At 72.8% G+C, this 25832-nt stretch carries 18 protein-coding genes and 3 pseudogenes; 10 read left to right on the top strand and 11 right to left on the bottom strand.

Features of this window, described 5'->3' with window-relative positions:
- Positions 1 to 185 precede the first annotated feature (185 nt).
- Entirely contained in the window at positions 186 to 962 is a 777-nt protein-coding gene (locus tag BM536_RS25890) for a hypothetical protein (RefSeq protein ID WP_073497320.1), read from the bottom strand.
- A gap of 310 nt (positions 963 to 1272) precedes the next feature.
- Entirely contained in the window at positions 1273 to 2955 is a 1683-nt protein-coding gene (locus tag BM536_RS25885) for a PucR family transcriptional regulator (RefSeq protein WP_094103570.1), read from the bottom strand.
- A gap of 367 nt (positions 2956 to 3322) precedes the next feature.
- On the opposite strand from BM536_RS25885, the gene BM536_RS25875 reads away from it, so the two are divergent.
- The 5 genes and pseudogenes from BM536_RS25875 (at position 3323) to BM536_RS25855 (ending at position 10076) form a co-directional block, all read left to right on the top strand.
- On the top strand, positions 3323 to 4213 hold the full coding sequence (locus BM536_RS25875; protein WP_073497322.1) for an FAD binding domain-containing protein: 891 nt from the start codon (positions 3323 to 3325) through the stop codon (positions 4211 to 4213).
- Positions 4213 to 4848, top strand: coding sequence for a (2Fe-2S)-binding protein (locus BM536_RS25870; protein WP_073497324.1), 636 nt, complete (start codon positions 4213 to 4215; stop codon positions 4846 to 4848). Before BM536_RS25875 ends, BM536_RS25870 begins: the two co-directional genes overlap by 1 nt.
- Before the next feature lie 25 nt (positions 4849 to 4873).
- Positions 4874 to 7273, top strand: coding sequence for a xanthine dehydrogenase family protein molybdopterin-binding subunit (locus BM536_RS25865; RefSeq protein ID WP_073497338.1), 2400 nt, complete (start codon positions 4874 to 4876; stop codon positions 7271 to 7273).
- Between the two features lie 148 nt (positions 7274 to 7421).
- Positions 7422 to 8879 carry an NCS2 family permease gene (locus BM536_RS25860; protein ID WP_073497326.1) on the top strand — a complete coding sequence of 486 codons (1458 nt, stop codon included), beginning with the start codon at positions 7422 to 7424 and terminating at the stop codon, positions 8877 to 8879.
- A 47-nt stretch (positions 8880 to 8926) separates the two neighbouring features.
- Positions 8927 to 10076: pseudogene (locus BM536_RS25855) on the top strand (XdhC family protein).
- Here the strand turns inward: BM536_RS25855 and BM536_RS25850 are convergent.
- From BM536_RS25850 to BM536_RS44045, 5 genes are all read right to left on the bottom strand, one after another.
- A complete protein-coding gene (locus tag BM536_RS25850) occupies positions 10028 to 11374 on the bottom strand; it encodes a lanthionine synthetase LanC family protein (RefSeq protein ID WP_094103569.1) in 1347 nt (448 codons plus the stop codon). The pseudogene BM536_RS25855 and the gene BM536_RS25850 overlap by 49 nt on opposite strands.
- Before the next feature lie 162 nt (positions 11375 to 11536).
- Positions 11537 to 11980 (bottom strand): SRPBCC family protein, encoded by a 444-nt coding sequence (locus tag BM536_RS25845; RefSeq protein WP_073497328.1) that lies wholly within the window; start codon positions 11978 to 11980, stop codon positions 11537 to 11539.
- Between the two features lie 122 nt (positions 11981 to 12102).
- Positions 12103 to 12870: a polysaccharide deacetylase family protein gene (locus BM536_RS25840; protein ID WP_073497339.1), complete on the bottom strand. Its 768-nt coding sequence runs from the start codon at positions 12868 to 12870 to the stop codon at positions 12103 to 12105.
- 160 nt (positions 12871 to 13030) lie between these two features.
- A complete protein-coding gene (locus tag BM536_RS25835) occupies positions 13031 to 14482 on the bottom strand; it encodes a family 43 glycosylhydrolase (protein WP_079275165.1) in 1452 nt (483 codons plus the stop codon).
- An 81-nt stretch (positions 14483 to 14563) separates the two neighbouring features.
- Complete coding sequence (locus BM536_RS44045; RefSeq protein ID WP_281258591.1) at positions 14564 to 14692, bottom strand: hypothetical protein; 129 nt, start codon at positions 14690 to 14692, stop codon at positions 14564 to 14566.
- Between the two features lie 230 nt (positions 14693 to 14922).
- Between BM536_RS44045 and BM536_RS25830 the strand changes: the two genes are divergently transcribed.
- Positions 14923 to 15492 carry a TetR/AcrR family transcriptional regulator gene (locus BM536_RS25830; RefSeq protein WP_073497332.1) on the top strand — a complete coding sequence of 190 codons (570 nt, stop codon included), beginning with the start codon at positions 14923 to 14925 and terminating at the stop codon, positions 15490 to 15492.
- 163 nt (positions 15493 to 15655) lie between these two features.
- Positions 15656 to 15835 carry a hypothetical protein gene (locus tag BM536_RS25825; protein WP_073497334.1) on the top strand — a complete coding sequence of 60 codons (180 nt, stop codon included), beginning with the start codon at positions 15656 to 15658 and terminating at the stop codon, positions 15833 to 15835.
- A 12-nt stretch (positions 15836 to 15847) separates the two neighbouring features.
- Here the strand turns inward: BM536_RS25825 and BM536_RS25820 are convergent, their stop codons facing one another.
- A complete protein-coding gene (locus tag BM536_RS25820; RefSeq protein ID WP_073497342.1) occupies positions 15848 to 16414 on the bottom strand; it encodes a CGNR zinc finger domain-containing protein in 567 nt (188 codons plus the stop codon).
- Positions 16415 to 16631: 217 nt separating this feature from the next.
- Between BM536_RS25820 and BM536_RS25815 the strand changes: the two genes are divergently transcribed.
- Together BM536_RS25815 and BM536_RS25810 are read left to right on the top strand one after the other, a co-directional pair.
- Positions 16632 to 17717 carry a GNAT family N-acetyltransferase gene (locus BM536_RS25815; protein ID WP_073497336.1) on the top strand — a complete coding sequence of 362 codons (1086 nt, stop codon included), beginning with the start codon at positions 16632 to 16634 and terminating at the stop codon, positions 17715 to 17717.
- A gap of 109 nt (positions 17718 to 17826) precedes the next feature.
- Positions 17827 to 18917: pseudogene (locus tag BM536_RS25810) on the top strand (NAD(+)/NADH kinase).
- A 252-nt stretch (positions 18918 to 19169) separates the two neighbouring features.
- On the opposite strand, the gene BM536_RS25805 reads toward BM536_RS25810, so the two are convergent.
- The gene (locus tag BM536_RS25805; protein ID WP_073499738.1) at positions 19170 to 20333 is read right to left on the bottom strand and encodes a magnesium and cobalt transport protein CorA; all 1164 of its coding nucleotides are present in this window, start codon (positions 20331 to 20333) and stop codon (positions 19170 to 19172) included.
- 249 nt (positions 20334 to 20582) lie between these two features.
- Here BM536_RS25805 and BM536_RS25800 point away from each other — a divergent pair, with 249 nt between their 5' ends.
- Complete coding sequence (locus BM536_RS25800) at positions 20583 to 21698, top strand: winged helix DNA-binding domain-containing protein (RefSeq protein WP_094103568.1); 1116 nt, start codon at positions 20583 to 20585, stop codon at positions 21696 to 21698.
- Between the two features lie 179 nt (positions 21699 to 21877).
- Here the strand turns inward: BM536_RS25800 and BM536_RS25795 are convergent, their stop codons facing one another.
- Positions 21878 to 22669 (bottom strand): S1 family peptidase, encoded by a 792-nt coding sequence (locus BM536_RS25795; RefSeq protein WP_073499741.1) that lies wholly within the window; start codon positions 22667 to 22669, stop codon positions 21878 to 21880.
- A gap of 344 nt (positions 22670 to 23013) precedes the next feature.
- Positions 23014 to 25828, bottom strand: a pseudogene (locus tag BM536_RS25785) (helix-turn-helix transcriptional regulator).
- Between the last annotated feature and the right edge of the window lie 4 nt (positions 25829 to 25832).

The raw sequence follows: 25832 nt of genomic DNA, 5'->3' as shown, positions 1-25832 counted from the left end.
GCCAACTGCCGTGCCGCTCATGCTGAAAGCGCCTCCGAAGCCGGGCCGGAGTTCGCTCCCTGGCCGGCCCCCCGCCCGGCCACTACGCCATAGCCGTCGGTGAGGGCGCCAACTGCCGTTCCGGAAACGCTGATACGTCCCTCCGAAGCCGGCCGGAGTTCGCTCCCCGGCCCGGTCCCCGCCCCCTACGCCGTAGCCGCCGGTGGGGGTGCCAACTGCCGTGTCAGCCAGGTCGGTACGCCGCCCAGGAGGCGGAACAGGCGCCGTGCCTCCTCGCGCAGGCGGGACGCCTCGGGCTCGGTCTCCGCGTCCGCCAGGGACACCAGGGCCGGCGCCGTGCCCACCAGATAGCCCAACTCCTCCCGGATGCGCAGGGATTCGGCGAACCCGTGCCGGGCCTCGGCCGTGTCGCCGTCGCGCAGGGCGAGGCCCGCGAGGTGACGCCAGGTGAAGGACAGCAGCAGGGCGTCGGAGCGGGCCGCGGCGGCCGCGTGCGCGCGCCGGTACGCGGCGCGAGCGGACTGCGGGGAGCGCGTCAGGTTCTCCGCGAGCAGTCCGCGCCGGAAGTCCAGCAGGGGCCGCCCCGCCGCGTCCGGAGGGATCAGCGCGGCCGCCCGGCCGAGCGCTGCCCGGGCCTCGTCGGCCCGGTCGCGCACCCCGTGCACCGTCGCCGTGTACGCCAAGTGCCCCCGTTCACAAGCGGCGGCGCCCCGCTCCTCGTCGGTGTGGGCCAGGGCCTCCGCCGTCCGCAGCGCGTCCTCCGCCTCCTGCCAGCCCTGTTCGGTGTAGAGGCACCGCTCCACGAGGAGAGCGGCCCGCTGGACGGCCCCCGCCGCACTGTCCGGCGGAAGCAGCGCCGCCGCGTCGGCCCAGCAGGCCCGCGAGCGCAGCCGCCACACCGCGGTTTGGAGGGGATCGTCGCCAGCGGAAGTTCCATTGCCAGACATGGCGGAATACGCCACGTTGCCCTCCCCGGGGTCCTGTCCTTCGGATCAGCTCGAGGTCGCGGGGCAGACCACGCCCAGCTGCGTCGTCGTCGGTCCCCGACGCCCCGCGTCGACTCCCCGCTCCGCCGCGCAGCCGCACGCACCCGGCCCCGCTCACCGGCGTGACAAGGCACCGCCCCTCACGACCGACCTGATCCGAAGGGCAGGCCCAGCACACCGTTGAGCTATGAGTGGTGGCCGCATCTCAACACGGATCGCAGGGCCGGGCCAAGGGGGCGGGTGAAGCTTTTCACAAAGTCGGGGGAGTCGAGGGGCCCCACGGGTTTCAGCTCATCCGCAGTGCCAGGAAGAAGTCCAGCTTGTCCTCGAGCCGCGAGAGGTCACGGCCCGTCAACTGCTCGATGCGGCCGACGCGGTAGCGCAGCGTGTTGACGTGCAGGTGGAGCCGGGACGCGCAGCGGGTCCAGGAGCCGTCGCACTCCAGGAACGCCTCCAGCGTCGGGATCAGCTCGGCGCGGTGCCGGCGGTCGTACTCGCGCAGGGGGTCCAGGAGGCGGGCGGTGAAGGCGCGGCGGACGTCGTCGGGGACGAAGGGCAGCAGCAGGACGTGCGAGGCCAGCTCCTGGTGGCCCGCCGCGCACACCCGGCCCGGACGGGCGGCCGCCACCCGGCGGGCGTGCCGGGCCTCCTCCAGGGCGCCCCGCAGCCCCTCCGCGGAGTGCACCGCCGCGCTGACGCCCAACGTGACCCGGCCGTCGCCGTCGAGGCCCGCGGCAAGCGGTTCCCGCACGGAGGCCAGGAGGGCGTCGGCGAGGACGCCGGACTCCGAGCCGTCGTGCTCGCTGGAGACCGCCGGGAGCGGGACGAGGGCGATGGCCTCGTCCCCGGAGTGGGCGACGGCGATACGGTCGGAGGGCTCGGGGCCGGTGGCGTGGGGGTCGACCAGGATCTCCTCCAGGAGCGACTGGGTGACCGGGCCGCCCTCGATCTCCCCGCCGTCCCACTCGACGCGCGCCACGACCACCTGCCAGTGCGGCGCGGCCCCGAGCCCCGGCAGCAGCACCGGCGCCGCGACCCGCAGCCGGGCCGCGATCTCGGCGGGCGCCGCGCCCGTCTGGACGAGTTCGAGCACCTCCTGGGCGAGCCTTCTGCGCACCGTGCGCGCCGCGTCCCGCCGGTCCCGCTCGACCGAGATGAGCTGGGTGACGCCCTGGAGCAGGTCGAGCCGTTCCTCCGCCCAGTCCCCGGCGTCCGCCTCGACGGCGAGCAGCCAGTCCGACAGCACGCTCTCGCGCACGTCCCGCGCGGCGTGGGCGGCCTGCGGGGCGCGCCCGCTGCTGCGGATCGGGAACAGCGAGTACGTCGCACCGCCGACGAGCACCCGGTGGGGGCCCCGCCGGCCGGTGCGGACCGCCGCCAGATGCTCGGCGGCCAGCTTCGCGCACACGTCCGCCGGGAGCGCCGGCCCCGCCGCCTTCGGGCCCGCGATGAGCCGGCCCGCGGGGGAGAGCACCCACGCCCGCAGGTCCAGGTCGGAGCCGAGGAGGTCCAGGACCACGTCCGGGCCGCCGCCCGCCGGCCCCGAGGTCATCATCCGGCGGTGCCGGTCGACGACCGCCGCGAGGTCCCCGGCGCGCTCGCCGGACACCTGCCGTACGACGTGTTCGGTGATCGTCGCGAACGCCACCGACTCGTGCACCGCGAACAGCGGCAGCCGGTGCCGGGCGCAGGCCAGGACCAGATCGTCGGGCACGTCGCCCAGCTCGGCCTCACCGGCGGCGAGCGCGGCCACCCCGGCCTGCACCAGGAGCCGTACGAACGGCTCGGAGTCCGCGGCGTCCCGGCGCCAGGCCAGCCCCGTGAGCACCAGCTCACCGCCGGAGAGGTAACGGCTCGGGTCGCGCAGGTCGGTGGTCATGACCCCGCGTACCGTACGGTCCAGCTCGTCCTGGCCGCCGAGCAGCCGCAGGCCCAGCGCGTCGGTGTCCAGCAGTGCGCGCAGCCGCATTCTCGTCGCCGCCGTTCTTTGTCCGGAAATCTACGATGAAGGGTGAGGGGTCGCGGGGCGAGCGGGCCCCGGCGAAGGGCTCCCGGCCCTCATGAGCACCCTCACGAGCGGCATTCTCAGATTGCCGGGTCGTTTCCCACGTTTCCACGGGAGAACCGGGAGGTTACCGATGACCTCCGTTCATACGAATCTACAAGATGACCGCCCCGACCAGCCAACTCCTTCATGCTTTCCGTGACTGACCCGGGTGGAGTACGGCGCTGTGTACTGACCACGATCCGCGTGAACAGCACATGAACGAGCCCGGACCGCCGCACCCGATCTGGCTCGAACCGAACGACTCACGAGACCAAGAAGAGAGCCGGTCATGGACTTCCTTCGCCCCGCCAGCTGGCAGGAGGCGCTCGCCGCGAAGGCCGAGCACCCCACCGCCGTGCCGATCGCGGGTGGCACCGATGTGATGGTCGAGATCAACTTCGACCACCGGCGGCCCGAGTACCTCCTCGACCTTGGCCGCGTCGGCGACCTGTACGAGTGGGAGGCCGGCGAGGACTCCGTGCGGCTCGGTGCCTCCGTCCCCTACACCAAGATCATGGAGAACCTGCGGTCCGAGCTGCCCGGCCTGGCCCTCGCCTCGCACACCGTGGCCTCCCCGCAGATCCGCAACCGCGGTGGCGTCGGCGGCAACCTCGGCACCGCCTCCCCGGCGGGCGACGCCCACCCCGCTCTGCTCGCCGCGGGCGCCGAGGTCGAGGTCGAGTCGGTGCGCGGCTCCCGCCGTATCCCCATCGACGACTTCTACACCGGCGTGAAGCGCAACGCGCTCGCCGCCGACGAGCTGATCCGCGCCGTCCACATCAAGAAGGCCGACGGCCCCCAGCAGTACTCCAAGGTCGGCACCCGCAACGCCATGGTGATCGCGGTCTGCGCCTTCGGGCTGGCCCTGCACCCCGAGACCCGTACCGTCCGCACCGGCATCGGCTCGGCCGCGCCGACCCCCGTCCGGGCGAGGACCGCGGAGGAGTTCCTGAACGCCGCACTGGACGAAGGCGGATTCTGGGACAACGGGAAAATCATCACCCCGTCGGTCGCCAAGCAGTTCGCCGACCTGTGCGCCGCCGCCTGCAACCCGATCGACGACGTCCGGGGCACCGCGAGCTACCGCCGCCACGCGGTCGGCGTGATGGCCCGCCGGACCCTGACCTGGACCTGGGAGTCGTACCGCGGCACCCGCCGTACCACCGAGGGAGCTGCGTGATGCGCGTCAACTTCACCGTCAACGGACGCCCGCAGGAGGCCGACGACGTGTGGGAGGGCGAGTCCCTGCTGTACGTGCTGCGCGAGCGGCTCGGTCTGCCCGGCTCCAAGAACGCCTGCGAGCAGGGCGAGTGCGGCTCCTGCACCGTCCGTCTCGACGGCGTGCCGGTGTGCTCCTGCCTGGTCGCCGCCGGCCAGGCCGAGGGCCGCGAGGTCGTCACCGTCGAAGGGCTCGCGGAGTTCGCCAGGCAGCGCTCCTGCGGAACCGGCGCCTGCGGTGGCCACTCCGAGGGCACCCCGGACAGCACGTCCGCCGGCGCGTCGGACGGCACGCCGGAGGGCGCCCCGCTCGACGAGGCCGGGGAACGGGCCGCGCGGCCGCAGGACTCCCACACCGGCGAGGGCACCGAACTCTCCCCGGTCCAGCAGGCGTTCATCGACGCGGGCGCCGTCCAGTGCGGCTTCTGCACCCCCGGACTGCTGGTCGCCGCCGACGAGATGCTGGAGCGCAACCCGAACCCGACCGACGCGGACATCCGCGAGGCGCTCTCGGGCAACCTGTGCCGCTGCACCGGTTACGAGAAGATCATGGACGCGGTCCGCCTGGCGGCCGCCCGGCAGGGAGAGGTGGTCTGAGGTGTCCGGACCCTCCAACAGCACGATGTCCTCCCCCAGCGGCACCCCCACCAAGATCACCCAGGGTGCGCACACCAGGGGCGGCGTCGGCGAGTCCACGCTCCGCCCGGACGGCACCCTCAAGGTCACCGGCGAGTTCGCGTACTCGTCCGACATGTGGCACGAGGACATGCTCTGGGGCCAGATCCTGCGCTCCACCGTCGCGCACGCCGAGATCGTCTCCATCGACACCGCCGAGGCCCTCGCCCTGCCGGGCGTGTACGCCGTCATGACGTACGACGACCTGCCGACGGAGGTGCGCAACTACGGCCTGGAGATCCAGGACACCCCCGTCCTCGCCCACGGCAAGGTCCGCCACCACGGCGAGCCGGTCGCGATCGTCGCCGCCGACCACCCGGAGACCGCCCGCCGCGCCGCCGCGAAGATCAGGGTCGAGTACCGCGAACTGCCCGTCATCACCGACGAGGCCTCCGCGACCGCCCCCGACGCGATCCACGTCCACGAGGGCCGCGACGACCACCACGCCGGCCACGTCGCCCACCCGAACATCGTCCACCGCCAGCCGATCATCCGCGGCGACGTGGCCAAGGCCGCCGAGAAGGCCGACGTCGTGGTCCGGGGCGAGTACTACTTCGGCATGCAGGACCAGGCCTTCCTCGGCCCCGAGTCCGGCCTCGCCGTGCCCGAGGAGGACGGCGGCGTCCACCTCTACATCGCCACCCAGTGGCTCCACTCCGACCTGCGCCAGATCGCGCCCGTCCTCGGCCTGCCCGAGGACAAGGTACGGATGACCCTCTCCGGTGTCGGCGGCGCCTTCGGCGGCCGCGAGGACCTGTCCATGCAGATCCACGCCTGCCTGCTGGCCCTGCGCACCGGGAAGCCCGTCAAGATCGTCTACAACCGTTTCGAGTCCTTCTTCGGACACGTCCACCGCCACCCGGCCCGCCTGTACTACGAGCACGGTGCGACCAAGGACGGCAAGCTCACCCACGTGAAGTGCCGCATCGTCCTCGACGGCGGCGCGTACGCCTCCGCCTCCCCGGCCGTCGTCGGCAACGCGGCCTCCCTCGGCGTCGGCCCGTACGTCGTCGACGACGTGGAGGTCGAGGCCGTCGCCCTCTACACCAACAACCCGCCCTGCGGCGCGATGCGCGGCTTCGGCGCGGTCCAGGCGTGCTTCGCCTACGAGGCGCAGATGGACAAGGTGGCCCACCGACTGGGCCTGGACCCGGTGGAGTTCCGGCAGCTCAACGCCATGGAACAGGGCACGGTCATGCCGACCGGCCAGCCCGTCGACTCCCCGGCCCCGGTCGCCGAACTCCTGCGCCGCGTCAAGGCGATGCCCCTGCCGCCGGAGCGTCAGTGGGAGTCCAGCGAGGGCGCGGACGTACGGCAGCTGCCCGGCGGTCTGTCCAACACGACGCACGGCGAAGGCGTCGTCCGGGGAATCGGTTACGCGGTCGGCATCAAGAACGTCGGCTTCTCCGAGGGCTTCGACGACTACTCGACCGCCCGGGTGCGGATGGAGGTCGTCGGCGGCGAGCCGGTGGCCACCGTGCACACCGCGATGGCGGAGGTCGGCCAGGGCGGGGTCACCGTCCACGCGCAGATCGCCCGCACCGAGCTGGGCGTCGCCCAGGTCACCATCCACCCGGCCAACACGGAGGTGGGCAGCGCCGGTTCCACCTCGGCCTCACGGCAGACGTACGTCACCGGTGGCGCCGTGAAGAACTCCTGCGAGCTGGTCCGGGAGAGGGTGCTGGAGATCGGGCGCCGCAAGTTCGGCTCCTACCACCCGGCCTGGGCCACCGCCGAACTGCTGCTGGAGGACGGCAAGGTCGTCACCGACGGCGGCGAGGTGCTCGCCGACCTGGTGGACGTCCTCGGCGACGAGGCCGTGGAGGTCGAGGCGGAGTGGCGGCACCGGCCCACCGAACCCTTCGACCTGCGCACCGGCCAGGGCTTCGGCCATGTGCAGTACTCCTTCGCCGCCCACCGCGCGGTCGTCGAGGTCGACACCGAACTGGGCATGGTCAAGGTCGTCGAACTGGCCTGTGCCCAGGACGTCGGCAAGGCCCTCAACCCGCTGTCCGTCCTCGGCCAGATCCAGGGCGGTACCGTCCAGGGCCTGGGCATCGCGGTGATGGAGGAGATCATCGTCGATCCGAAGACCGCGAAGGTGCGCAACCCGTCCTTCACGGACTACCTGATCCCGACCATCCTCGACACGCCGACCATCCCGGTCGACGTCCTCGAACTCGCCGACGACCACGCCCCGTACGGGCTGCGCGGCATCGGCGAGGCTCCCACCCTGTCCTCGACCCCGGCGGTGCTCGCGGCGATCCGGGCCGCCACCGGGCTGGAGCTGAACAGGACACCGGTCCGCCCCGAACACCTCACCGGAACAGCCCCCTCCACGGACTGAACCGGCAAGTCCGCCCGGGGGACGCCGAGTTCGTCCCCCGGGCCCCGAACTGTTCGTCCTGGGCCGTCCCCCGGGTCGTGCACATCCCAAATCCCGCGACCGCCGACGGCAACCGCGGGTGTCCCTGTGAACCTTGGGAGACGGCACCATGACCCAGCAGTCACTGGAGCCCAGGACCACAGCCGAAGACGCGGGCGAGGGAACCCGCGTCCCGGCCGGCAGGTCCTGGCTCGACCGGTACTTTCACATATCCCGGCGAGGATCGACCGTCACGCGTGAAGTGCGCGGCGGCGTCACCACCTTCATGGCGATGGCTTACATCCTCCTGCTCAACCCCCTGATCCTGTCCGGCAAGGACGTGTCGGGGGCCACCCTCGGCCAGCAGGCCCTGATCACCGCGACCGCGTTCGCGGCGGCCCTCAGCACCCTGCTGATGGGCTTCGCCGGCAAGGTGCCCCTCGCGCTCGCCGCCGGCCTCTCCGTCTCCGGCGTCCTCGCCTCCCAGGTCGCCCCGCAGATGACCTGGCCGCAGGCGATGGGCATGTGCGTGATCTACGGCGTGGTCATCATGCTGCTGGTCGTCACCGGCCTGCGCGAGATGATCATGAACTCGATCCCGCTCGCCCTCAAGCACGCGATCACCATGGGCATCGGCCTGTTCGTCGCCCTGATCGGCTTCTACAAGGCCGGCTTCGTGCACCGGGGCGAGGCGACCCCCGTCTCGCTCGGCCCGGCCGGCGAACTGGCCGGCTGGCCCGTGCTCCTGTTCGCCGTCACCCTCCTCGCCATCTTCATGCTCCAGGCCCGCGGCATCCCCGGCGCCATCCTGATCGGCATCGCCGGCGGCACCGTACTCGCCGTGCTCCTCAACGCACTGGACGTCATCGACCCGGACCAGTGGGCGAGCGGCGCCCCCGAACTGCACGGCAGCGCCGTCTCGATGCCGGACTTCTCGCTCTTCGGCCAGGTCGAGTTCGGCGGCTGGGGCGAGGTCGGCGCCATGACCGTCGGCATGATCGTGTTCACGCTCGTGCTCGCCGGGTTCTTCGACGCGATGGCCACCATCATCGGCGTCGGCACCGAGGCGAAACTCGCCGACGAGCAGGGCCGGATGCCGGGCCTGTCCAAGGCGCTGTTCGTCGACGGCGCCGGCGGCGCGATCGGCGGCGTCGCGGGCGCCTCCGGCCAGACCGTGTTCGTCGAGTCGGCGACCGGTGTCGGCGAGGGCGCCCGGACCGGCCTCTCCTCGGTCGTCACCGGCCTGTTCTTCGCCGCCTGCCTGTTCTTCACGCCGCTGACGGCGATCGTGCCGGGCGAGGTCGCCGCCGCTGCCCTGGTGGTCATCGGCGCCATGATGATGATGAACGCCCGCCATGTCGACTGGTCGGACCGGACCACCGCCGTCCCGGTCTTCCTCACCGTCGTGATCATGCCGTTCACCTACTCCATCACCGCGGGCGTCGCGGCCGGCGTCATCTCGTACGTGGCCATCAGGACCGCCCAGGGCAAGGCCAGGGAGATCGGCGCCTTCATGTGGGGGCTGACGGTGATCTTCCTGGTGTACTTCGCCCTCAACCCCATCGAGAGCTGGCTGGGCGTCCACTAGCCGCTCCCGACCGCCCTCCGCACGACCGCAGTGAAGGAGACCGAGACATGCTGGACATCGCCGAGGAGCTGAACCGGTGGGTCGAGCAGGGCCGTGACTTCGCCGTCGCCACCGTGGTGGCCGTCGGCGGCAGCGCGCCCCGCCGGCCGGGCGCGCCCTCGCGGTGGACGCCGACGGCACGGCGATCGGCTCGGTCTCCGGCGGCTGTGTGGAGGGCGCGGTGTACGACTTGTGCCAACAGGCGCTCACCGACGGCGAGCCGGTCCTCGAACGCTTCGGCTACAGCGACGACGACGCCTTCGCCGTCGGACTGACCTGCGGCGGCGTCATCGACATCCTCGTCACCCCGGTACGGGCCGGTGACCCGGTCCGCCCGGTCGTCACGGCCGGCCTGCGGGCCGCGGCGTCCGGCACGGCGGCGGCGCTGGCCCGTGTCGTGAGCGGCCCGGCCCCACTCGTCGGCCGCGCCCTGCTCGTGCGCCCCGACGCTCCTACGACGGCGGCTTCGGAGCCCATCCGGAACTGGACCGCACGGTGGCCGCCGAGGCGGGCGCGTTCCTCGACGCGGGCCGCACCGGCACCCTGGAGATCGGCGAGCAGGGCTCCCGGTGCGGGACCCCGCTCACCGTCCTCGTCGAGGCCTCGGTGCCGCCGCCCCGCATGATCGTCTTCGGCGCGATCGACTTCGCCTCGGCGCTGGTGCGGATCGGTGGGTTCCTCGGCTACCGCGTCACGGTGTGCGACGCCCGCCCGGTGTTCGCCACCCGTGACCGCTTCCCCGAGGCCGACGAGATCGTCGTCGACTGGCCGCACCGGTACCTGGAGCGCACGGAGGTGGACGCGCGGACGGTGCTGTGCGTCCTCACCCACGACGCCAAGTTCGACGTCCCGCTGCTCAGGCTCGCCCTGCGGCTGCCGGTCGCCTACGTCGGCGCCATGGGCTCGCGCCGCACCCACCTCGACCGCAACGAGCGGCTCCGCGAGGTCGGCGTCACCGAAGCGGAGCTGGCCAGGCTGCGGTCACCCATCGGCCTCGACCTGGGTGCCCGTACGCCCGAGGAGACCGCCCTGTCCATCGCCGCGGAGATCGTCGCCGGCCGGCGTGGCGGCAGCGGGGTCCCGCTGACCGGGGCGCACACCCCGATCCATCACGACCCGGCGTCGGTGCCGGCCGGGAGGGTCGGCTCGGTCGCCTGAGCACGGACCGCCGGCCGAGCCCGTGGGTCAACCGGTGTCCCGATCGCCGCCCGGCGGACCACCGGCTGGTCCGGCCAGGCGAACGCGTAGTACGGGTCGCCCGACTCGCTCAGCCGCACGAAGCGCAGCAGCTCGCGCACGATGCCCGCGCCACCCGCACCCCAGCCGGTCCGTGGCTCGAGGACACCCGGGTCGGACCGGTGCTCGACGTTGGACCAGCGGGCGCCGTCGGTGTCGCGGGTCGCCCGGCTCACCAGGTCGGCGACCAGGACCCGCGCGAACTCCGGCGAGTCGTCCTGCTCGGCGATCCGGTCGCAGGCCAGGGCGAGCACCCCCGCCGTGCCGCAGCAGCGGCCCTGGTTGTCCCAGAAGCCGGGGCGCAGCCGGCTCGGCAGACCGGAGTGCGTGACGGTGCGCCAGCAGCGGTCGGCGAGATCCTGCCAGGCCGGCTCGGCGAGGACGTCCCGCAGCAGCCGGAAGACCTGGGCGTCCCCGGCCGGCCCGTGGCACCAGCCGTAGCTGTACCGCTCGATCAGATCGGGCCGGTACTGCGGGTCGGAGTGCGGGACCAGGAAGCCGGTTGCGCCCGCTTCGTCGCGGGCCACCACATCCGCGGCCCCGGCCGCCGCCAGCTCCACCAGGTCCGCGCGGCCGGTCGCCGCGCCGACCGCGGCCAGCCCGTACACGATCCCGAGCGTGCCGTGCGAGATGTGGTGCAGCCGCGCCTCGATGCCGGGCCGGTGCGCCCACCGCACGCCCGCCGCGGTCTCCTCGGCCGTCCGCAGATACGGCTCCAGCGCCCGTACGGCCAGTTCGGCGTCGCCCGCCGCGAGCGCGCCGAGGCCGATTCCCGCGTTGCCGCCCATCAGCTCGAACAGCTCGCCCCAGCGCGTCCCGTCGAACCGTGACCGCACCCGGACCAGGGCCCGGTCGGCGGCGGCCCCGGCCGCGCCGTCGCCCAGCTCGCGGTGGACGGCCCGCAGGACGAGGGCGATCCCGGTGCGCCCGAAGTACAGCGAGTCGTCCTCGCAGGTGTCGGCGGCCACCGTGAGCGTGCGTGCCGCGCGCAGGGCGGCGTCGCCGTAGGCGTCGTCCCCGAAGTGCCGTCGCGCCTCCAGCAGCGTCGGCACGATCCCGGCGGTCCCGGTGTACAGGTCCGTCCCGACCGCCTGGCCGGAAGGGGCGGCGGGCCATCCGAGTCCTCCGCCGTCCGTCTTCCGGGCGACCCCGAGGAGCCATCGCAGCCCGTCCACGGCCAGCGCCTCGACCTCTTCCGCCCGCACGTCCACGCCCGTCATGGAGTCACCCTGCCATGACCGCCGGGGGCTGCCCAGGGGGCCCCGGGGGCGCGGGCGGCGGCACGGGACGGGCGGCCGCGCCCCGCGCGCTTCCCAGCGGGTCGTAGGGGTCAGGAGTGGCGCGGGGGAGGGGGCAGGGGGACGGGAGGGCAGAGGGTGGCGTCAGGGCCGGCGCAGCAGGCGGTTGGCCGCCCGGCCGAACACCGTGCGGGCCACGGGGCGTACGAGCGGATCGAAGAGGGACGGCACGAAGCGCGGCCGGAGTTCCTCGCGCCAGATGACCCGGGTCCGGCCGCCGGGGCCGGGGCGGACCTCGATCTCCGCCCAGCCCCGGACCGTGCGGCCGCGCTTCTCCAGCCGGCACAGGCCCGGTCCGCCGTCGTCGTCCGGCGGACACCAGACGGTGACCTCCATGCGGTCGTCGAAGGCGAACGGCCCGATCCCGGACCGGGCCACGAACACGGTGCCCTCCCGGGTGGGCCCGGGAGTGACCACGGTGACGCGGGTCAGCGGGACCACGTCGCCGTGCCGGGTCCACTCGGTGAGCCGGCGCCAGGCCTCGTCGAGGGGGAGCGGTGCCGTGCGTGCGAACTGGAAGGTGACCACGTAGTGATCGTAGGGAGTTCCGTCGGCCGGGCGGCACGTTCCCCGGCGGCTCACACAGTTGGCTCAGTCCGGGACGGCGACGACCGCGTACGGGAAGCGTTCCCGCGACGTCCTCGGTCCGGTCAGCGGTAGACCTTTCCTGGCTCCGCCTTTCCCGGCGCGAGGAGTTGAGGCACGGTCACGAAGACGTAGCCGCGTTCCTTCAGCGCGTCGATGATGCCGGGCACCGCGGGCACGGTCCCCGCGTAGATGTCGTGCAGCAGGATGATGCCGTCCCGCTCGGTCCGGGCCAGGACGCGGCGCTGGATGAGCGCGGGGTCCTCGGTCGTGTAGTCCTTGGCGGTCACGGTCCACAGCACCTCCGCGAGGCCCAGCTCCCGGCAGACCTCGTGCACGGTGTCGTCCGTACGGCCCTGGGGCGGGCGCATCAGGGTGGGCCGGCGGCCGGTGAGGCGCTCTATCTCCCGGTTGGGGCGCTCCAGTTCCTCGCGTATCTCCGGCGGTTCCAGCTCGGTGAGGATCTTGTGGTCCCAGGTGTGGCTGGCGACCTCGTGGCCCTCGTCGGCCATGCGTGCGACGAGTTGCGGGTACTTCTCGATGTGGCCCTTGCCGAGGAGGAAGAAGGTCGCGGGGACCTGCTTCTCCTTCAGGATGTCCAGCAGCCGGGGCGAGTTCTCGCTCGGCCCCGCGTCGAAGGTGAGCGCCACGCACTTCGCCTCACGGCAGTCGACGGTGCCGAAGCGGGCCGCCTGGGCGGTGGGCGCGGGCTCGGCGCGGACGGCGCTCGGCGCGGTGGCGTCGAGTCCCGCACAGCCCGTCAGGGCCAGGGCCAGGCAAGCGGCGGCGACACCGGCCCCGGCCGTACGGAACGGGATCCCCGTTTTCTTCATCTTCTTGGTCAGAGAAGGCATGCCGGGACTATACACAGAGCGTATAGCGGGTGACCTGGGATTATTCCTGGGTTCACGCGCGAAAAGGCGTGCGCCCGGACGGAGGTGCCGTCCGGGCGCACGTGGTGGATCCCGGGGGGGGGGGGCAGACAGGGTTGCCTCACTGGGCGTAGAACGTCGCGTCCGCGCGGTCCGTCGCCGTGCTCGGCACCTGTACGTACAGCAGGTGTTCGTAGTGCCGGAGGTAGCGGCCCGGGTAGTTGTACGACTCGTACGACACTCCCGCCGCGTCGGACAGGCCCGCGCGCCGGCCGAAGGTGGCGTCGGCGGCGAACCGGGCGGTGCCGTCGTTCTTCTCCACCCACGCCTCGAAGTTCTTGTGCCGCAGGTAGTAGCCGGGGAAGTTGGCCGACTCCAGGGACACCGTGCCGCTGCCGGCGAGGCCGGGCACGACCCGGAACTGCGAGTCCGCGAGCGGGCTCACGTTCGCCTCGACGCGGGCACGGTACTCCCAGTGCCGGATGAAGCGGTCCGGGAGGTTGTACGAGGAGAAGCGCTGCGGGGTGACCCCGTCGGCGACCGGGATGCCGAAGTCGGGGGTGCCGTCGGCCTTCCAGTACAGCTTCTGCACGCGGGTGCGGCGGTTGGGGTCGTTCAGCGGGTCGCCGGTGATGTCCTTGTAGCTGCGGTCGTGGTAGACGAGGACGTCGGACTTGCCGTCCTCGGAGACGGTGAACGAGTTGTGTCCGGGCCCGTACTGCGAGGTCGCGGCGCTGGACCTGAACACCGGCTGCGAACTCTTCGACCACGACGCCGCACTGGTGAGGTCGGCCGTCGCGGAGGCGGTCAGCAGACCGAGGCAGTAGTTGGCGTCGGTGGCGCTCGCCGAGTAGCTCATGAAGACCTTGCCGCCGCGCTGGATGACGGCCGGCCCCTCGTTGACCTTGAAGCCGACGGTCTCCCAGGACAGGGTGGGCTGCGAGATCTCCGCCGGAGTGCCGGTGATCGTCCAGGGGTTGGCCATCTTCGCGATGAACAGGCTGGTGTTGTTCTCCTCGGCCGGGTTGCGCTGCGCCCAGGAGAGGTAGCGCACGCCGTTCACGACGAACGTGGTGGCGTCCAGGGAGAAGCTCTCCCAGGTGGTCCTGATCTGCCCCTTCTCGGCCCAGGTCGCGGTGAGCGGGTTGCTGCCGGTGCCCTCCAGGACGTACATCCGGATCGCCCAGACGTCGTTGGTGGCGCCGGCCGCGAAGTAGACGTACCACTTGCCGTCGATGAAGTGGATCTCCGGGGCCCAGATGTGGGCGCCCATGACCCCGCTGGCGTGCTTGGTCCAGATCGTGGTCTCCGGAGCTGTCGACAGGCCCTGGATGGTCGTCGCCCGGCGCAGCACGATGCGGTCGTACTCGGGGACCGTGGCGGTGAAGTAGTAGTAACCGTCCGTGTGCTTGAAGATGTGCGGGTCGGCGCGCTTCTCCGCGATCGGGTTCGTGTAGGTCACGGCGGGGGAGGCGGGCACGGCGGCCTGTGCGGTGCCGGCGGGGCCCGCGAAGCAGGTGGCCGCCAGGGCCACCAGCACGGCCGTGATCAGGCGTAGGGCATTGCGTCTCAAGGGTGCACTCCGGATCGCTGGGGGCGGGGGCGGGGGCGAGGTCGGGGAGGCTGGAGGACAGGTCGTGGGCGCGAGCCGCCGCTACCGGCGGGTGTCGGTCAGCCGGGTCCACTGCCGTACGTCGGCGCCGTTCGCGGTATCGCGGTCCGCGACCTTGCCGCTGTTCTCGGCGAGAGGCGAGAGGCGCGAGAGGGCACGCCGACGGAGCATCCGAGGCATACAGACCGTCCCTTGTCCGTGATTTCGAACACAGTTCGTAACTTCGGCCAGAAGATAGGGCGCGGACCTGGCCCCGTCAATGGTTTCGGCAAGCGGTCGCCGGAGGGCCGCGGAGACCGCGGCCGGGGAAGTCGATCTATTGCGGTGCCCGGCGGGCGATGGGGCGCCGAGCGGTAAACCGGTCGGTGTCAGGGTGCTGGCGACCGGGTTAGCCTCTCCCCATGAGCACCGACGCGAAGCCCACCTCCCGCGACCGGCTGTTGGAGGCCACCGCCGCCCTCGCCTACGCGCAAGGAGTCGGGATCGGCGTCGAGGCCCTCTGCAAGGCGGCCGGGGTGTCCAAGCGCTCGATGTACCAGCTCTTCGGGAGCAAGGACGAGTTGCTGGCGGCGAGCCTGGACCGGCGTGCCGCGGCCTACGCGGACCTGCTGTTTCCCGCCGCCGGGGACGGTCGGACGCCGCGCGAGCGCATCCTCCACGTCTTCGAGCGGGTGGAGGAGCAGGCGCATCTGCCCGGGTTCCACGGGTGCCCCTACCTCGCCGTCCAGGTCGAGCTGAAGGACGCCGAGCACCCCGCCAGCAGGGTCGCCCGGCGCATCAAGGGCGAGCTGACGGAGTTCTTCCGGGCCGAGGCGGAACGGGGCGGCGCGGCCGATCCCACCCTGCTGGCACGCCAGTTGACCCTCCTCTTCGACGGAGCGAGCGCCCGCGCGGGCATCCGCGCCGACGACCTCTCCGGGCTGATCCTGCCGACGGTGGCCACGCTGCTGGACGCCGGGGATGTGGAGTGATCCCGCAGGCGTCGCGTGGCGGGCCGCCCCGGTGGCGTCCGGCTCCCACGATGCGTCACCGTTTCGACCGGTGACGTGCTTGCGGGCGCCGGGTATCCTCGGTGATCGAGAGGCCCTGGTGGGTGACCGATCCGCAGTGCACGTCCGGACCCCGGAGGATGATATGGCGCACGAAGAGAACACCCAGGACGCCGCCGAGACGGCCCGTCGCGCCCGGTTCGGCGCGCTGCCGGAGCGGATCACCCCGGCCGAGATGGTCGAGGAGAAGCCGGCGAGCACCGTCGACCCGGCACGGAACAACTTCAACGACGACGAATGGCTCGTCCGCATGGGCGCCTTCTGAGCCCAGGAGCCCTCAGCCGGCGGTGATCTGCCGCGTCCCCTTCTTGCGGGCGCGGTAGGCGGCCGCCTTCACCCGGTTCCCGCACGCCTCCATGCCGCACCACTGACGGCGAGCCCCGCGGGACCGGTCCAGGTGGACGCGGGTGCATTCGGGATTGCCGCACTCCTTCAGCAGGGCCGCGTCCGCCCCGCCGAGCAGCTCCACGGCATGGCGTGCCACCGTGGCCAGCGCCTCGGCGGGCGTCGCCTCCGTCCACCGCCCGGACGCGGTGAGCTGCGGGGTCGCGGAGGGCCTGCCGGCCGCGCCGTTCACGACGGCCAGGGCCTCGTCGCCGTACGGCTCGCCGCGCAGCCGGGCCGTGACCAGCGCGTACACGGCCTCCCGTACCCGGACCGCCTGCTCGACGTCACTCTCCCGGCAGCCCGGCGACAGGCCGTCCACGATCCCCGCCGCGAGGTACCAGGCGTCCAGCCGCTCCGGCGACGTCAGCATCTCGAACCGCAGGGTGCGGCGGGCGCGGAGGGTGGCGGCGAGGTCGAGTGCGGGATTTCCGCACAGGAAGACATGGTCCGCGTTCATCGTCACCATACTGACGGGTGACGCAGTGGGCCGCAACGCGTTGTGCGACCGTTCACCCGAACTCGCGAGTCTTCGGCTGAACGTTCATATGCGGCGATTCTCCCGTTCCGGGAACGGCGCGCACCCTTCTCGCGGATCATGGACGGGCCGAAAGGGACGAGACGGCAAGGGTTTCCGTCGGCCACGCCGCCCGCTCCCCGCCACACCAGGAGTCCGCATGACCACACCGCGCATCGACCTCGTCCACCCCGGGGACCTCGTGCCCGCGGACCTCGCGTTGTGGAACGACCTGCGCACCACGACCGCGACCGCCGCGAACCCCTTCATGAGCGCCGAGTTCACCCAGGCCGTCGGCCGGGTCCGGCCCGACACCCGGGTGGCCGTCCTGCGCCGGGGGAGCCGGCCCGTCGGCTACTTCCCCCACCAGCGCGGACGCTGGGGCAGCGGCCGGGCGGTCGGGCTCGGTGTCTCCGACTGCCAGGGCGCCGTACTCGAGCCCGACGTCCACCTGGAGGCGCAGCACCTGATGCGCGCCTGCTCCCTCAACGCCTGGGAGTTCAACCATCTCGAAAGCGGTCAGCATCTGTTCCTGCCGTACGCCACCGCGCAGTTCGCCTCACCCGTCATCGACCTCACCCACGGATTCGAGGGGTACGAGCGGCATCTGCGCGAACACGCGCGAGGCTTCCTCAAGACGACGAGGGCGCAGGAACGCCGGATGGTCCGCCACCTCGGCCCGCTGCGCTTCGTCCACGACGAACGCGACCCCGCCGCCCTGCGCGCCCTCATCGCCTGGAAGTCCGCCCACTACCGGCGCACCGGCCGCCGCGACCCCTTCGCCCAGCCGTGGATCACCCGGCTCGTCGACCTCCTCGCCGGCACCGCGGCACCCGACTGCTCCGGCATCCTCTCGGTGCTCTACGCCGCCGACCGGCCCGTCGCCGCCCACTTCGGCCTGCGCTCGCGCACCGTCTTCTCCTGCTGGTTCCCCTCATACGACCGCACTCTCGCCACCTACTCGCCCGGCCGCGTCCTCTACCTGCGCATGATCGAGGCCGCCGCCGCGTCCGGCGTCCACCTCTTCGACTTCGGCCGGGGCGAGGCGGCGTACAAGAACTCCTTCAAGACCGGCGACCTCCTGGTCCACGAAGGGGCGCTGCGCACGAGCGGTCCGGGGGCCGCCCTGCACTGGCTCCGCCGCGAACCCGTACGCGCGGCACACCGGCTGGTCCGCGACCACCCCGCCCTGAAACAGGCGGCACTGCGCACCCTGCACGCGGTGGGCACGGCACGCGGACGCTGACCTTCGGACCTCGTACCGACCCCGGACCCGCTCCCTGGGCGTGGCACGCGTGGCGGGGCGGCGCCGACGGTGTTTTGCTGGCCGTCCGCGAGCTGATCCGGAGGCTGACATGACGGTGGGCCGGCTGGGACTCGTCGTGCACGGGGGGCGCCCGGAGGCCGGGGAGGCTGCCCGGGTCGTACGCGCGTGGTGCGCGGAGCACGCCGTGTCCTGCACGGACATCGACGTGTGGCGGGACGGCGGGCGGCACAGCGCGCGGGAGGAGGTCGAGGCCGCCGGGAATCCCGACCTCGTCGTCACCCTCGGCGGCGACGGCACGTTCCTGCGCGGCGCCCGGCTGGCCGCCGAGAACGACGCCCTCGTCCTCGGCGTCGACCTGGGTCGCGTGGGCTTCCTGACGGAGGTGCCCGTCACCGCGGTGCGCACGGCCCTGGACGCCGTACGGGAGGACCGGCTCACCGTGGAGAGCCGGTTGCTGCTGACGCTGCGCGCCTCGCGCCGGCTGGAGGTGCCCGCGGAGATGGAGGCGCTGCTGAGGTACGGGCGCGGGCCGCTGCTGCCGCCGCCCCGGGTGCGCGAGGACTGCGAGGTCGACGACGACTGGGGCATCCCCCTGCACGTCTTCGCACTGAACGACATCGTGCTGGAGAAGCTGTCGCGGGACCGCCAGGTGTCGGTCGCGTCTACGTCGCCGGACGGCTGCTGGCGTCCTACTCCGCCGACGCCCTGCTGGTGGCGACACCGACGGGCTCGACCGCCTACAGCTTCGCCGCCGGCGGCCCCGTCGTCTCGCCGCGCGCCGAGGCCCTGGTCTTCACCCCGGTCGCCCCGCACATGACGTTCGACCGCTCGGTGGTGACGGCCCCGGACGAGCCCGTGGGACTGCGCGTCCTCGAACGGTCGGGCCGGGCCGCCGTCAGCATCGACGGCCAGCTGCGCGGCGTCCTCGACCCGGGCGACTGGATCGGCATCTACGCGGCGCCGCGCCGGCTGCGGGCGGTCCGGCTCGGGCCGACGGACTTCTACGGCCGCCTGCGCGAGCGGATGAACCTCACCGACGCCCCGGCCGCGGTCGCCGACGGAACCGCCGCCCCGCTGTGGTCGGTGCGGACACCCCCGCCCGGCGACATGGCCCACCTCATGCTGCCGACGCCCCGCCGGAGGCGTCGCCGGAGTGGTAGCGGTGCGGGATTCGGGTGACGGCCCCAGCAGGAGTCGTGGCGGTGCGGGATTCGGGTGACGGCCGTCGCCGGAGTGGTGGTGGTGCGGGATTCGGGTGACGGACCCCGCAGGAGCCGTAGCGTCCGGGACCCGGTGCGGGACGCCGAACGGCGGCCTCCGGGCCAGGCCGGAGACCTCGGTGCGGCCGGCGCTGAACCCGCCGAGGACACCGCGGCATGTCCGCGCGGTCAGAGCCAGTCCCGCCGAGGGCACCGCGGCATGTCCGCGCGGTCAGAGCCAGTCCCGCCGCTTGAAGATCACGTACAGGCTGACGCAGACCACCCCCATCAGGCCGATCGCGAAGGGGTAACCGAAGTGCCAGCCCAGCTCCGGCATGTCGTCGAAGTTCATGCCGTAGATGGTGCCGACGAGGGTCGGTGCGAACAGGATCGCCGCCCATGACGAGATCTTCTTGATCTCCTCGTTCTGCTCGAACCCCGCCTCCGCCAACGCCCGCATCTCGGCGTTCTGTTGCTGTGTCACCAGGGTGGCGTTGACCGTGAGGATCTCGCTGAGGGCCTGGCGGAAGCCGTCGACGCGTTCGCTGGTGTGGGTGACGTGGTCGGCGACGTCCCGCAGGTAGCGCTGGAGCTCCTCGTCGGTGCCGTACTTGGAGAAGCCGGCCATCAGACCGTGCAGCATGCCGACCAGGGGCCGGGTGGCGCGCTGGAACTCGACCATCTCGCGGGAGAGTTCGTAGATGCGGCGGGAGGCGTCGGGATCGCCGCGGAAGACCTCGGTCTCGATCTCGTCGATGTCGTTCTGGACGCCCGACACGACCGGGAGATAGCCGTCGACCACCGCGTCCAGAATCGCGTACAGAACCGCTTCCGGGCCGAGTTTCAGCAACTCGGGGGAGTCCTCCATGCGACGGCGGACCGCGGAGAGGTCGGGGGCGGCACCGTGCCGCACGGTGATGACGAAGTCCGGGCCGACGAAGACGTGCAACTCGCCGAAATCGATCTCTTCGGGGGCGTCCAGGTAGCGGGCGGCCCGCAGGACCACGAACAGGGTGTCGCCGTAACGCTCCAGCTTGGGTCGCTGGTGGGCCTCCTTCGCGTCCTCCACGGCGAGTGGATGCAGGTCGAACTCGGCGGCCAAGGCGTGCAGTTCGGCTTCCGTGGGGCGGGCCAGGCCGATCCACGCCATGCCCTCCGGGTGCTTGCGCAGCTCCCGGAAGGTGTCGGCGAGGGTGGCGGGGGCCAGGACGCGGACGCCGTCGCGGTAGAGCACCGCCTGCACGACACTGGCGACCTCGGCAGGCGCCCTCGACGCCGGACCGGCCGGGTCCGGCGGGCTGTCGGCCGCCGCCGGCGGTGGCGGAACCGCCGCGCTGCGGCGCCAGACGGACTTCCTGAGGTTCTTCGCGGAGGGACGAACGCGTCGCTGGGGCATCGAGGGCCTCTCGGGTCGAGGCGATGTCTGCGTGATCCGGGATCGGGGGCTGGGACCTGTGATCCGGGACCTGTGATCCGGGACCCCTGAACCGGGACCCCTGAACCGGGGATCCGAGATCCATGGCTCCGTGATCCGTGATCACCGGCCGGGAATCACGGGTCAGGATAACGGAGCCGGACATACGGGGCGTGCCGGGGTCCCCCATATAGGCCAGGAGCTGGCCTCGATCCCCGCTACCGTCCTCGTATGAGGAAGACGACGACGTCCACCGCCCCCGCCCCTCTGCTCGGCGCTCGCGCCCTCAACCGGGCCACCCTCGACCGCCAGCTCCTCCTGCGCCGGTCCGCGCTGTCGGCGAAGGCCGCGGTGGAGCACCTCGTCGGTCTTCAGGCCCAGAACGTGAAACCGCCGTACTTCGCCCTCGCCGCCCGTCTCGACGGATTCGCACCGGAGCAGTTGTCGGCGCTCATGGCCGACCGCGAGGTCGTCCGCATCGTGACCATGCGCTCGACCATCCACACGCACACCGCGGCGGACTGCCTCACCCTGCGGCCGCTCGTGCAGCCCGCCCGCGACCGGGAGCTGACGATCTTCCGCAAAGGGCTACCGGGAGTCGACCTGGACCGGTTGGCCGCCCTCGCCCGTGACCTCGTCGAGGCCGAGCCGCGCACCATGAAACAGTTGCGGGAGGCGCTTTCCGCCAAGTGGCCGGACGCCGATCCGCAGGCCCTCGCGATCGCCGCCCGCTGCAAACTGCCGCTGGTCCAGGTCACCCCGCGCGGGTTGTGGGGAAGAAGCGGGCAGGTCGTGCTCACCACCGCCGAGCACTGGCTGGGCCGCCCCGCACAACCGGCCCCCGCACCCGACGCCGTCGTCGCGCGCTACCTCGCCGCCTTCGGTCCGGCCTCGGTCAAGGACATGCAGACCTGGTCCGGACTGACCCGGCTGCGCGAGGCCTTCGAACGGCTCCGCCCGCGGCTCGTCACCTTCCGCGACGACAACGGCGTCGAACTCTTCGACCTGCCCGACGCCCCGCGCCCGGACCCGGACACCCCGGCCCCGCCGCGCTTCCTGCCCGAGTTCGACAACTTGCTGCTCTCCCACGCCGACCGCGCCCGGGTCGTCCCACCCGAGCACCGGGGCCGTTCCTGGCAGGGCAACCAGGCCTACTGCACGCTCCTCGTCGACGGCTTCCTCGCCGGGGTGTGGAAGCTGGACGCGGACGCCCTCGTCGTCGAGCCGTTCGCCCCGCTCGGCAAGGAGCGGCGACAGGAGGTGGCGGCCGAGGGGGAGCGGCTGCTGAAGGCGATGTACGGGGAGTCGTCGTCGTACGACATCCGTTTCGGCACGGTGCTGCGGTAGTCCGGCGGTCCGGTGGTCCGGTGGTCCGGCGGTCCGGTAGCGGTCCGGTAGCTGTCCGGGGGACCGGGCCAGGACATGGAGAGGGGGCGCTGCGGGCCGCTCGTGGAGGCTCGCAGCGCCCCCCGGTCTTTCACCTGAGGGGTGCTCAGGGGTTCTTCGGGGTCACGCGGTGACCCGGACTACGAGTTCACCTGCGCGGTCACGAGGCTGGAGAAGGTGGTCAGCCGGGTGTAGACACCCGGGTAACCGGCTTCCGCGCAGCCCTCGCCCCATGAAGTGATGCCTGCCAGGACGCCCCCGATGAGCAGGGGACCGCCGCTGTCGCCCTGGCAGGTGTCCACGCCGCCGGACGTGTATCCGGCGCAGACCATGTCGCTCGCGACGAAGTCGGAGCCGTAGCTGCTCGCGCAGCTGGAGTTGGACACGATCGGCACGGTCGCGGTGCGCAGCTGGTTGGAGGAGCTGCCGCTCGCGGAGGTCGTGCCCCAGCCGAGCACCCGGGCGGTGGTGCCGGCCGCGTACAGGCTGGTCTGGGAGGAGGTGACGTACGACGCCTTGGTGTAGGGCATCGACGTCGACAGGGTCAGGACGGCCACGTCGTCGCCGTTGGTGGCGTCGGTGTAGTCCGGGTGGACCCAGATCCTGCTGACCCGGCTGACCGTGCCGTTCGTGCCGTTGAGGTAGGTCCGGCCACCGACGACCCGCACACTGCTGGTCGTTTCACCGACCATGCAGTGGGCGGCGGTGACCACCTTGGTCGCCGACACGAGCGTGCCGCCGCAGAACTGGTTCTGCGAGGCGTCCGTGATCTGCATCATGAACGGGTACGCGGTCGTCGTGGTCGTCGTGCCACCGACGATCGGCTGGGGCGCCGCGACAGCGGTGGGGGCGCTGAGCAGCGCGGTCGCGACCGCGGCGGCCGAGGCCGCGACGAGGGCCGCGGCCTTTCTGGCACGGGTGATCCCGAACATCGATCTCCTTGCTGAGGGAGCTGCCGGTGGGGGGTCGCGCGGGTGTGGGGGGTTGCACGGGAGTCGTGGGACCGACCCCCGTGTGCCCGGCGAGCGGCACGTCCCCTACGCTAGGACCGGGTGCACCCCGGTCCCAATGAGGGACTCCCCTAAGGGAGTTGGGGAGGGAAAACCCTCGGTCGCCCCGGTAACCGGCGCCCCCGGAAGCCGCTCACCGGTCCCGCGCGATCCGGGAGCCCGCGGACATCGGGCCCGCGCGGTCAGTGAGTCCACGGACACCGGGCCCGCGCGGTCCAGGAACCCGCGGACATCGGGCCCGCCCGGTCAGTGAACCCGCGCGGCCCTCACTTCGCGTGGCGCCCCGCCGCCAGCCGGACGATGTCCACCCGTGAGCGGATCCCCAGCTTGCGGTAGACCCGGGTCAGGGTCGCCTCCACCGTCTTGACGCTGATGAACAGGCGCGCGGCGATCTCCCGGTTGGTGGCGCCCTCCATCACCAGCGCGGCCACCTGGCGCTCCATCGACGCCAGCCCCTCCAGCGCGTCGAACGCGGGAACCGGCGCGGGCACGGCGGCCGTACCGGCCGGCTCCTCCGCGGCGGCCGCCTCGACCTGCCGCAGCCACGGCAGCGCCCGGCACCGCCGGAACAACCGCGCCGCCTCGTCGTACGACGTCGGACCCGGCCGCCGGGTGCGCAGCCGGGCCATCGCGAACGCCGCCCGCGCCTCCTCCAGCCCGTATCCCAGCTTGGCGAACCGGTCCTGAACGGACGTCAGACGGACCAGCGCACCGTCCTGGTCGCCCTGCGCGGCCCGCACCAGCGCCTCCGCCCGGTCCAGCACCGCCAGGATGCTCTCCCGGCCCAGCCGCAGCGCGTGCGCGCGCGTGACGTCGATGAGTTCCTGCGCCTCACCCGGCTCGCCCACCCGGACCAGCGCCTCGGCGAGGTCGCCCTGCCAGCGGCCGCGGGCCGGGTCGTTGATGCCGAGGCCCACCTCCAGCTCCCGCACCCGGCGTAGCGACGCCACCGCGCCCGCGGCGTCCCCGGCGACCGACTGGGCGTGACCCAGGGCTGCCAGGGCCCGCGACAGGTACATCTGGTCGCCGTCCTCCTCGGCGCGCCCGGTGGCCTCCCGGGCCAGCTCCAGCGCCCGGCCCACCTCACCGCCGGACGCCTCGGCGAGGGAGGTGAGCATCGCGGAGGCGCCCAGGCCGATACCCGAGTCGCGGGCCAGCCGCAGGCTCTCGCGGGCCAGGTCCAGGGCGCGCCCGCAGTGCCCGGAGCGCAGTTCGGTCTCGGCGAGGAAGCGCTGGAAGTGCACCTCGCTCTCGACCATCCCGCGCCGGCGCGCCTCGCGGAGCAACGCCGTGATCGTCGAACGGGCCTCGGGCAGCTGATCGCTCATCAGCAGCCAGCGGAACCTGGCCATGCCCGTCCCGTTGTGATGGCACGCCACATACGGGTCCTGAGGCTCCCGCAGCGCCCGCTTGATCGTCGCGGGCGCGTCCGGGTGGCCCATGAGCGTCTCCGTCGAGGCCTGGAGGGCCAGCGCCATCAGCTCGTTGCGCCGGTCCCCGCCGCGCGCGGCCAGCTTCGCGGCGTGCGCGGCCTGCTCGCGGGCCTCCGCGAAATCCCCCTGTACGACCAGTCCGCGCCAGGCCAGCTGGTAGTGGACCTGCGCGAGCAGCACGGGATCGTCGCCCGCGTCGGCGAGCACCTGCGGATAGACGGCGTCGACGTCACCGAGCGCCTGCCCGGCCGCCTCGATCACCACCATCCAGGCCCGCACCCGCTCGGCCGGCGCCGTCGCCCGGGTCAGCACCTCGCGGGCGATGTCCCGGGCGAGGTCCACCTCGCCGGCGATGATCGCGTCCTCGGCGGCCTCCAGCCGCCGCTCGTCCGGGGCCGGCCGCCGTCCGCGGGGGTGTGCCGGGCCGCGAGCAGCCCGAGCGAGGCGGCCACCGAGGGCGCGCCCCCGGTCCCGGGCCAGCGCGGCGGCCTCGGCGAGCCGGGCGGCCACCTCCGGATCGGTGCCGCTCGTCGACAGCGCGAGGTGCCGGGCCCGCTCGATCGGGTCGGACGCCGCCGTGGACAGCGCGGTGTGCGCGGCCCGTCGCTCCTGCGCCGGCGCCTCCGCGTACAGCGCCGCCGAGATCAACGGATGCGCGAACCGTACGGCCGGCCCCTCGGGCTCCGTCGCCAGCAGCCCGAGCGCGGCCGCCTGGGCGGTCTCCGCCTCGGCGTTCTCCCGGCCGGCGGCGTGCAGCAGCGCCAGCGTGGGACGGGCGCCCGCGCTGGCCACGAGCAGGGTGCGGCGAGCCTCGTCGGACAGCAGGTCGAGGCGGCTGAGCACCAGGGCGCGCAGCGAGGTCGGCACCGGCAGCGGCTCGCCGGGACGCGGCGGGGTCGGGTTCTCGCCGAGGGCACGGCCCAGCTCCAGGGCGAACAGGGGGTTGCCGCCGCTGGTGCGGTGGATCTCGCGGACCGTCGAACGGGGCAGGTCGGTGTAGCCCCGGTGGTCGAGCAGGGTGGACACCTGGGCGGGGGAGAGCGGGTTCAGCCGGACGGCGAGGGTGTCGGGCGGGGACGCGCGTAGCTGACGGTCGTACTCCTGTCCCTCGTCCGGACCGCACAAAGCAGCTGCACGGGGGTGTCGCCCAGGCGGCGGGCGGCGAAGCCGAGGAGTTCGGCGCTGGCCGAGTCGAGCCACTGCATGTCGTCGGCGACGAGCAGCACGGGCCTGGTGGCGGCGAGGGCGCGCAGCGCCGAGAGCACCGCCAGGCGCAGGGCCAGGCCGTCGCGCTGCAGAGTCGATTCGCCACGGCCGGTCAGCGCCGACTCCAGCGCGGTGCGCTGGGCGGAGGGCAGCTTGTCGCCACCTCGTCGAGGACCAGGCCGAACAGGTCGGCCAGGGCCAGGAAGGGCAGGTGGCTTTCGGACTCGGTGGCCGAGCAGCGCAGGACGGTGCGTGCCGCGTCGCCGTATTCCACGGCCAATGCCCGCAGCACGGTCGATTTTCCTATTCCGGCCGGGCCGTGCAGCAGCACACTGCCGCCGCGCGTGAGCTGCTCATGGGCGGACGTGAACAGCTCGTCCCTGCCGATGACCAGGTCGGGGCGGCATCTGGCAGGCTCCTTGAAGTCCCGTCGCACGGTCACCGCT

Source organism: Streptomyces phaeoluteigriseus (assembly GCF_001896135.2).
Classification (GTDB): Bacteria; Actinomycetota; Actinomycetes; order Streptomycetales; family Streptomycetaceae; genus Streptomyces; species Streptomyces phaeoluteigriseus.
Note: the sequence above shows the minus strand (reverse complement) of the source record. Positions and strands in the feature narration are given on the sequence as shown.

What these genes read in the sequence shown, in the direction of transcription:
- BM536_RS25875 (WP_073497322.1), top strand. Translation starts at nt 3,323, where the DNA reads ATGGACTTCCTTCGCCCCGCCAGCTGGCAGGAGGCGCTCGCCGCGAAG.
- BM536_RS25860 (WP_073497326.1), top strand. Translation starts at nt 7,422, where the DNA reads ATGACCCAGCAGTCACTGGAGCCCAGGACCACAGCCGAAGACGCGGGC.
- BM536_RS25830 (WP_073497332.1), top strand. Translation starts at nt 14,923, where the DNA reads ATGAGCACCGACGCGAAGCCCACCTCCCGCGACCGGCTGTTGGAGGCC.
- BM536_RS25865 (WP_073497338.1), top strand. Translation starts at nt 4,874, where the DNA reads ATGTCCTCCCCCAGCGGCACCCCCACCAAGATCACCCAGGGTGCGCAC.
- BM536_RS25885 (WP_094103570.1), bottom strand. Translation starts at nt 2,955, where the DNA reads ATGCGGCTGCGCGCACTGCTGGACACCGACGCGCTGGGCCTGCGGCTG.
- BM536_RS25870 (WP_073497324.1), top strand. Translation starts at nt 4,213, where the DNA reads ATGCGCGTCAACTTCACCGTCAACGGACGCCCGCAGGAGGCCGACGAC.
- BM536_RS25825 (WP_073497334.1), top strand. Translation starts at nt 15,656, where the DNA reads ATGGCGCACGAAGAGAACACCCAGGACGCCGCCGAGACGGCCCGTCGC.
- BM536_RS25850 (WP_094103569.1), bottom strand. Translation starts at nt 11,374, where the DNA reads ATGACGGGCGTGGACGTGCGGGCGGAAGAGGTCGAGGCGCTGGCCGTG.
- BM536_RS25820 (WP_073497342.1), bottom strand. Translation starts at nt 16,414, where the DNA reads ATGAACGCGGACCATGTCTTCCTGTGCGGAAATCCCGCACTCGACCTC.
- BM536_RS25800 (WP_094103568.1), top strand. Translation starts at nt 20,583, where the DNA reads ATGAGGAAGACGACGACGTCCACCGCCCCCGCCCCTCTGCTCGGCGCT.
- BM536_RS25795 (WP_073499741.1), bottom strand. Translation starts at nt 22,669, where the DNA reads ATGTTCGGGATCACCCGTGCCAGAAAGGCCGCGGCCCTCGTCGCGGCC.
- BM536_RS25805 (WP_073499738.1), bottom strand. Translation starts at nt 20,333, where the DNA reads ATGCCCCAGCGACGCGTTCGTCCCTCCGCGAAGAACCTCAGGAAGTCC.
- BM536_RS44045 (WP_281258591.1), bottom strand. Translation starts at nt 14,692, where the DNA reads ATGCTCCGTCGGCGTGCCCTCTCGCGCCTCTCGCCTCTCGCCGAGAAC.
- BM536_RS25815 (WP_073497336.1), top strand. Translation starts at nt 16,632, where the DNA reads ATGACCACACCGCGCATCGACCTCGTCCACCCCGGGGACCTCGTGCCC.
- BM536_RS25840 (WP_073497339.1), bottom strand. Translation starts at nt 12,870, where the DNA reads ATGAAGAAAACGGGGATCCCGTTCCGTACGGCCGGGGCCGGTGTCGCC.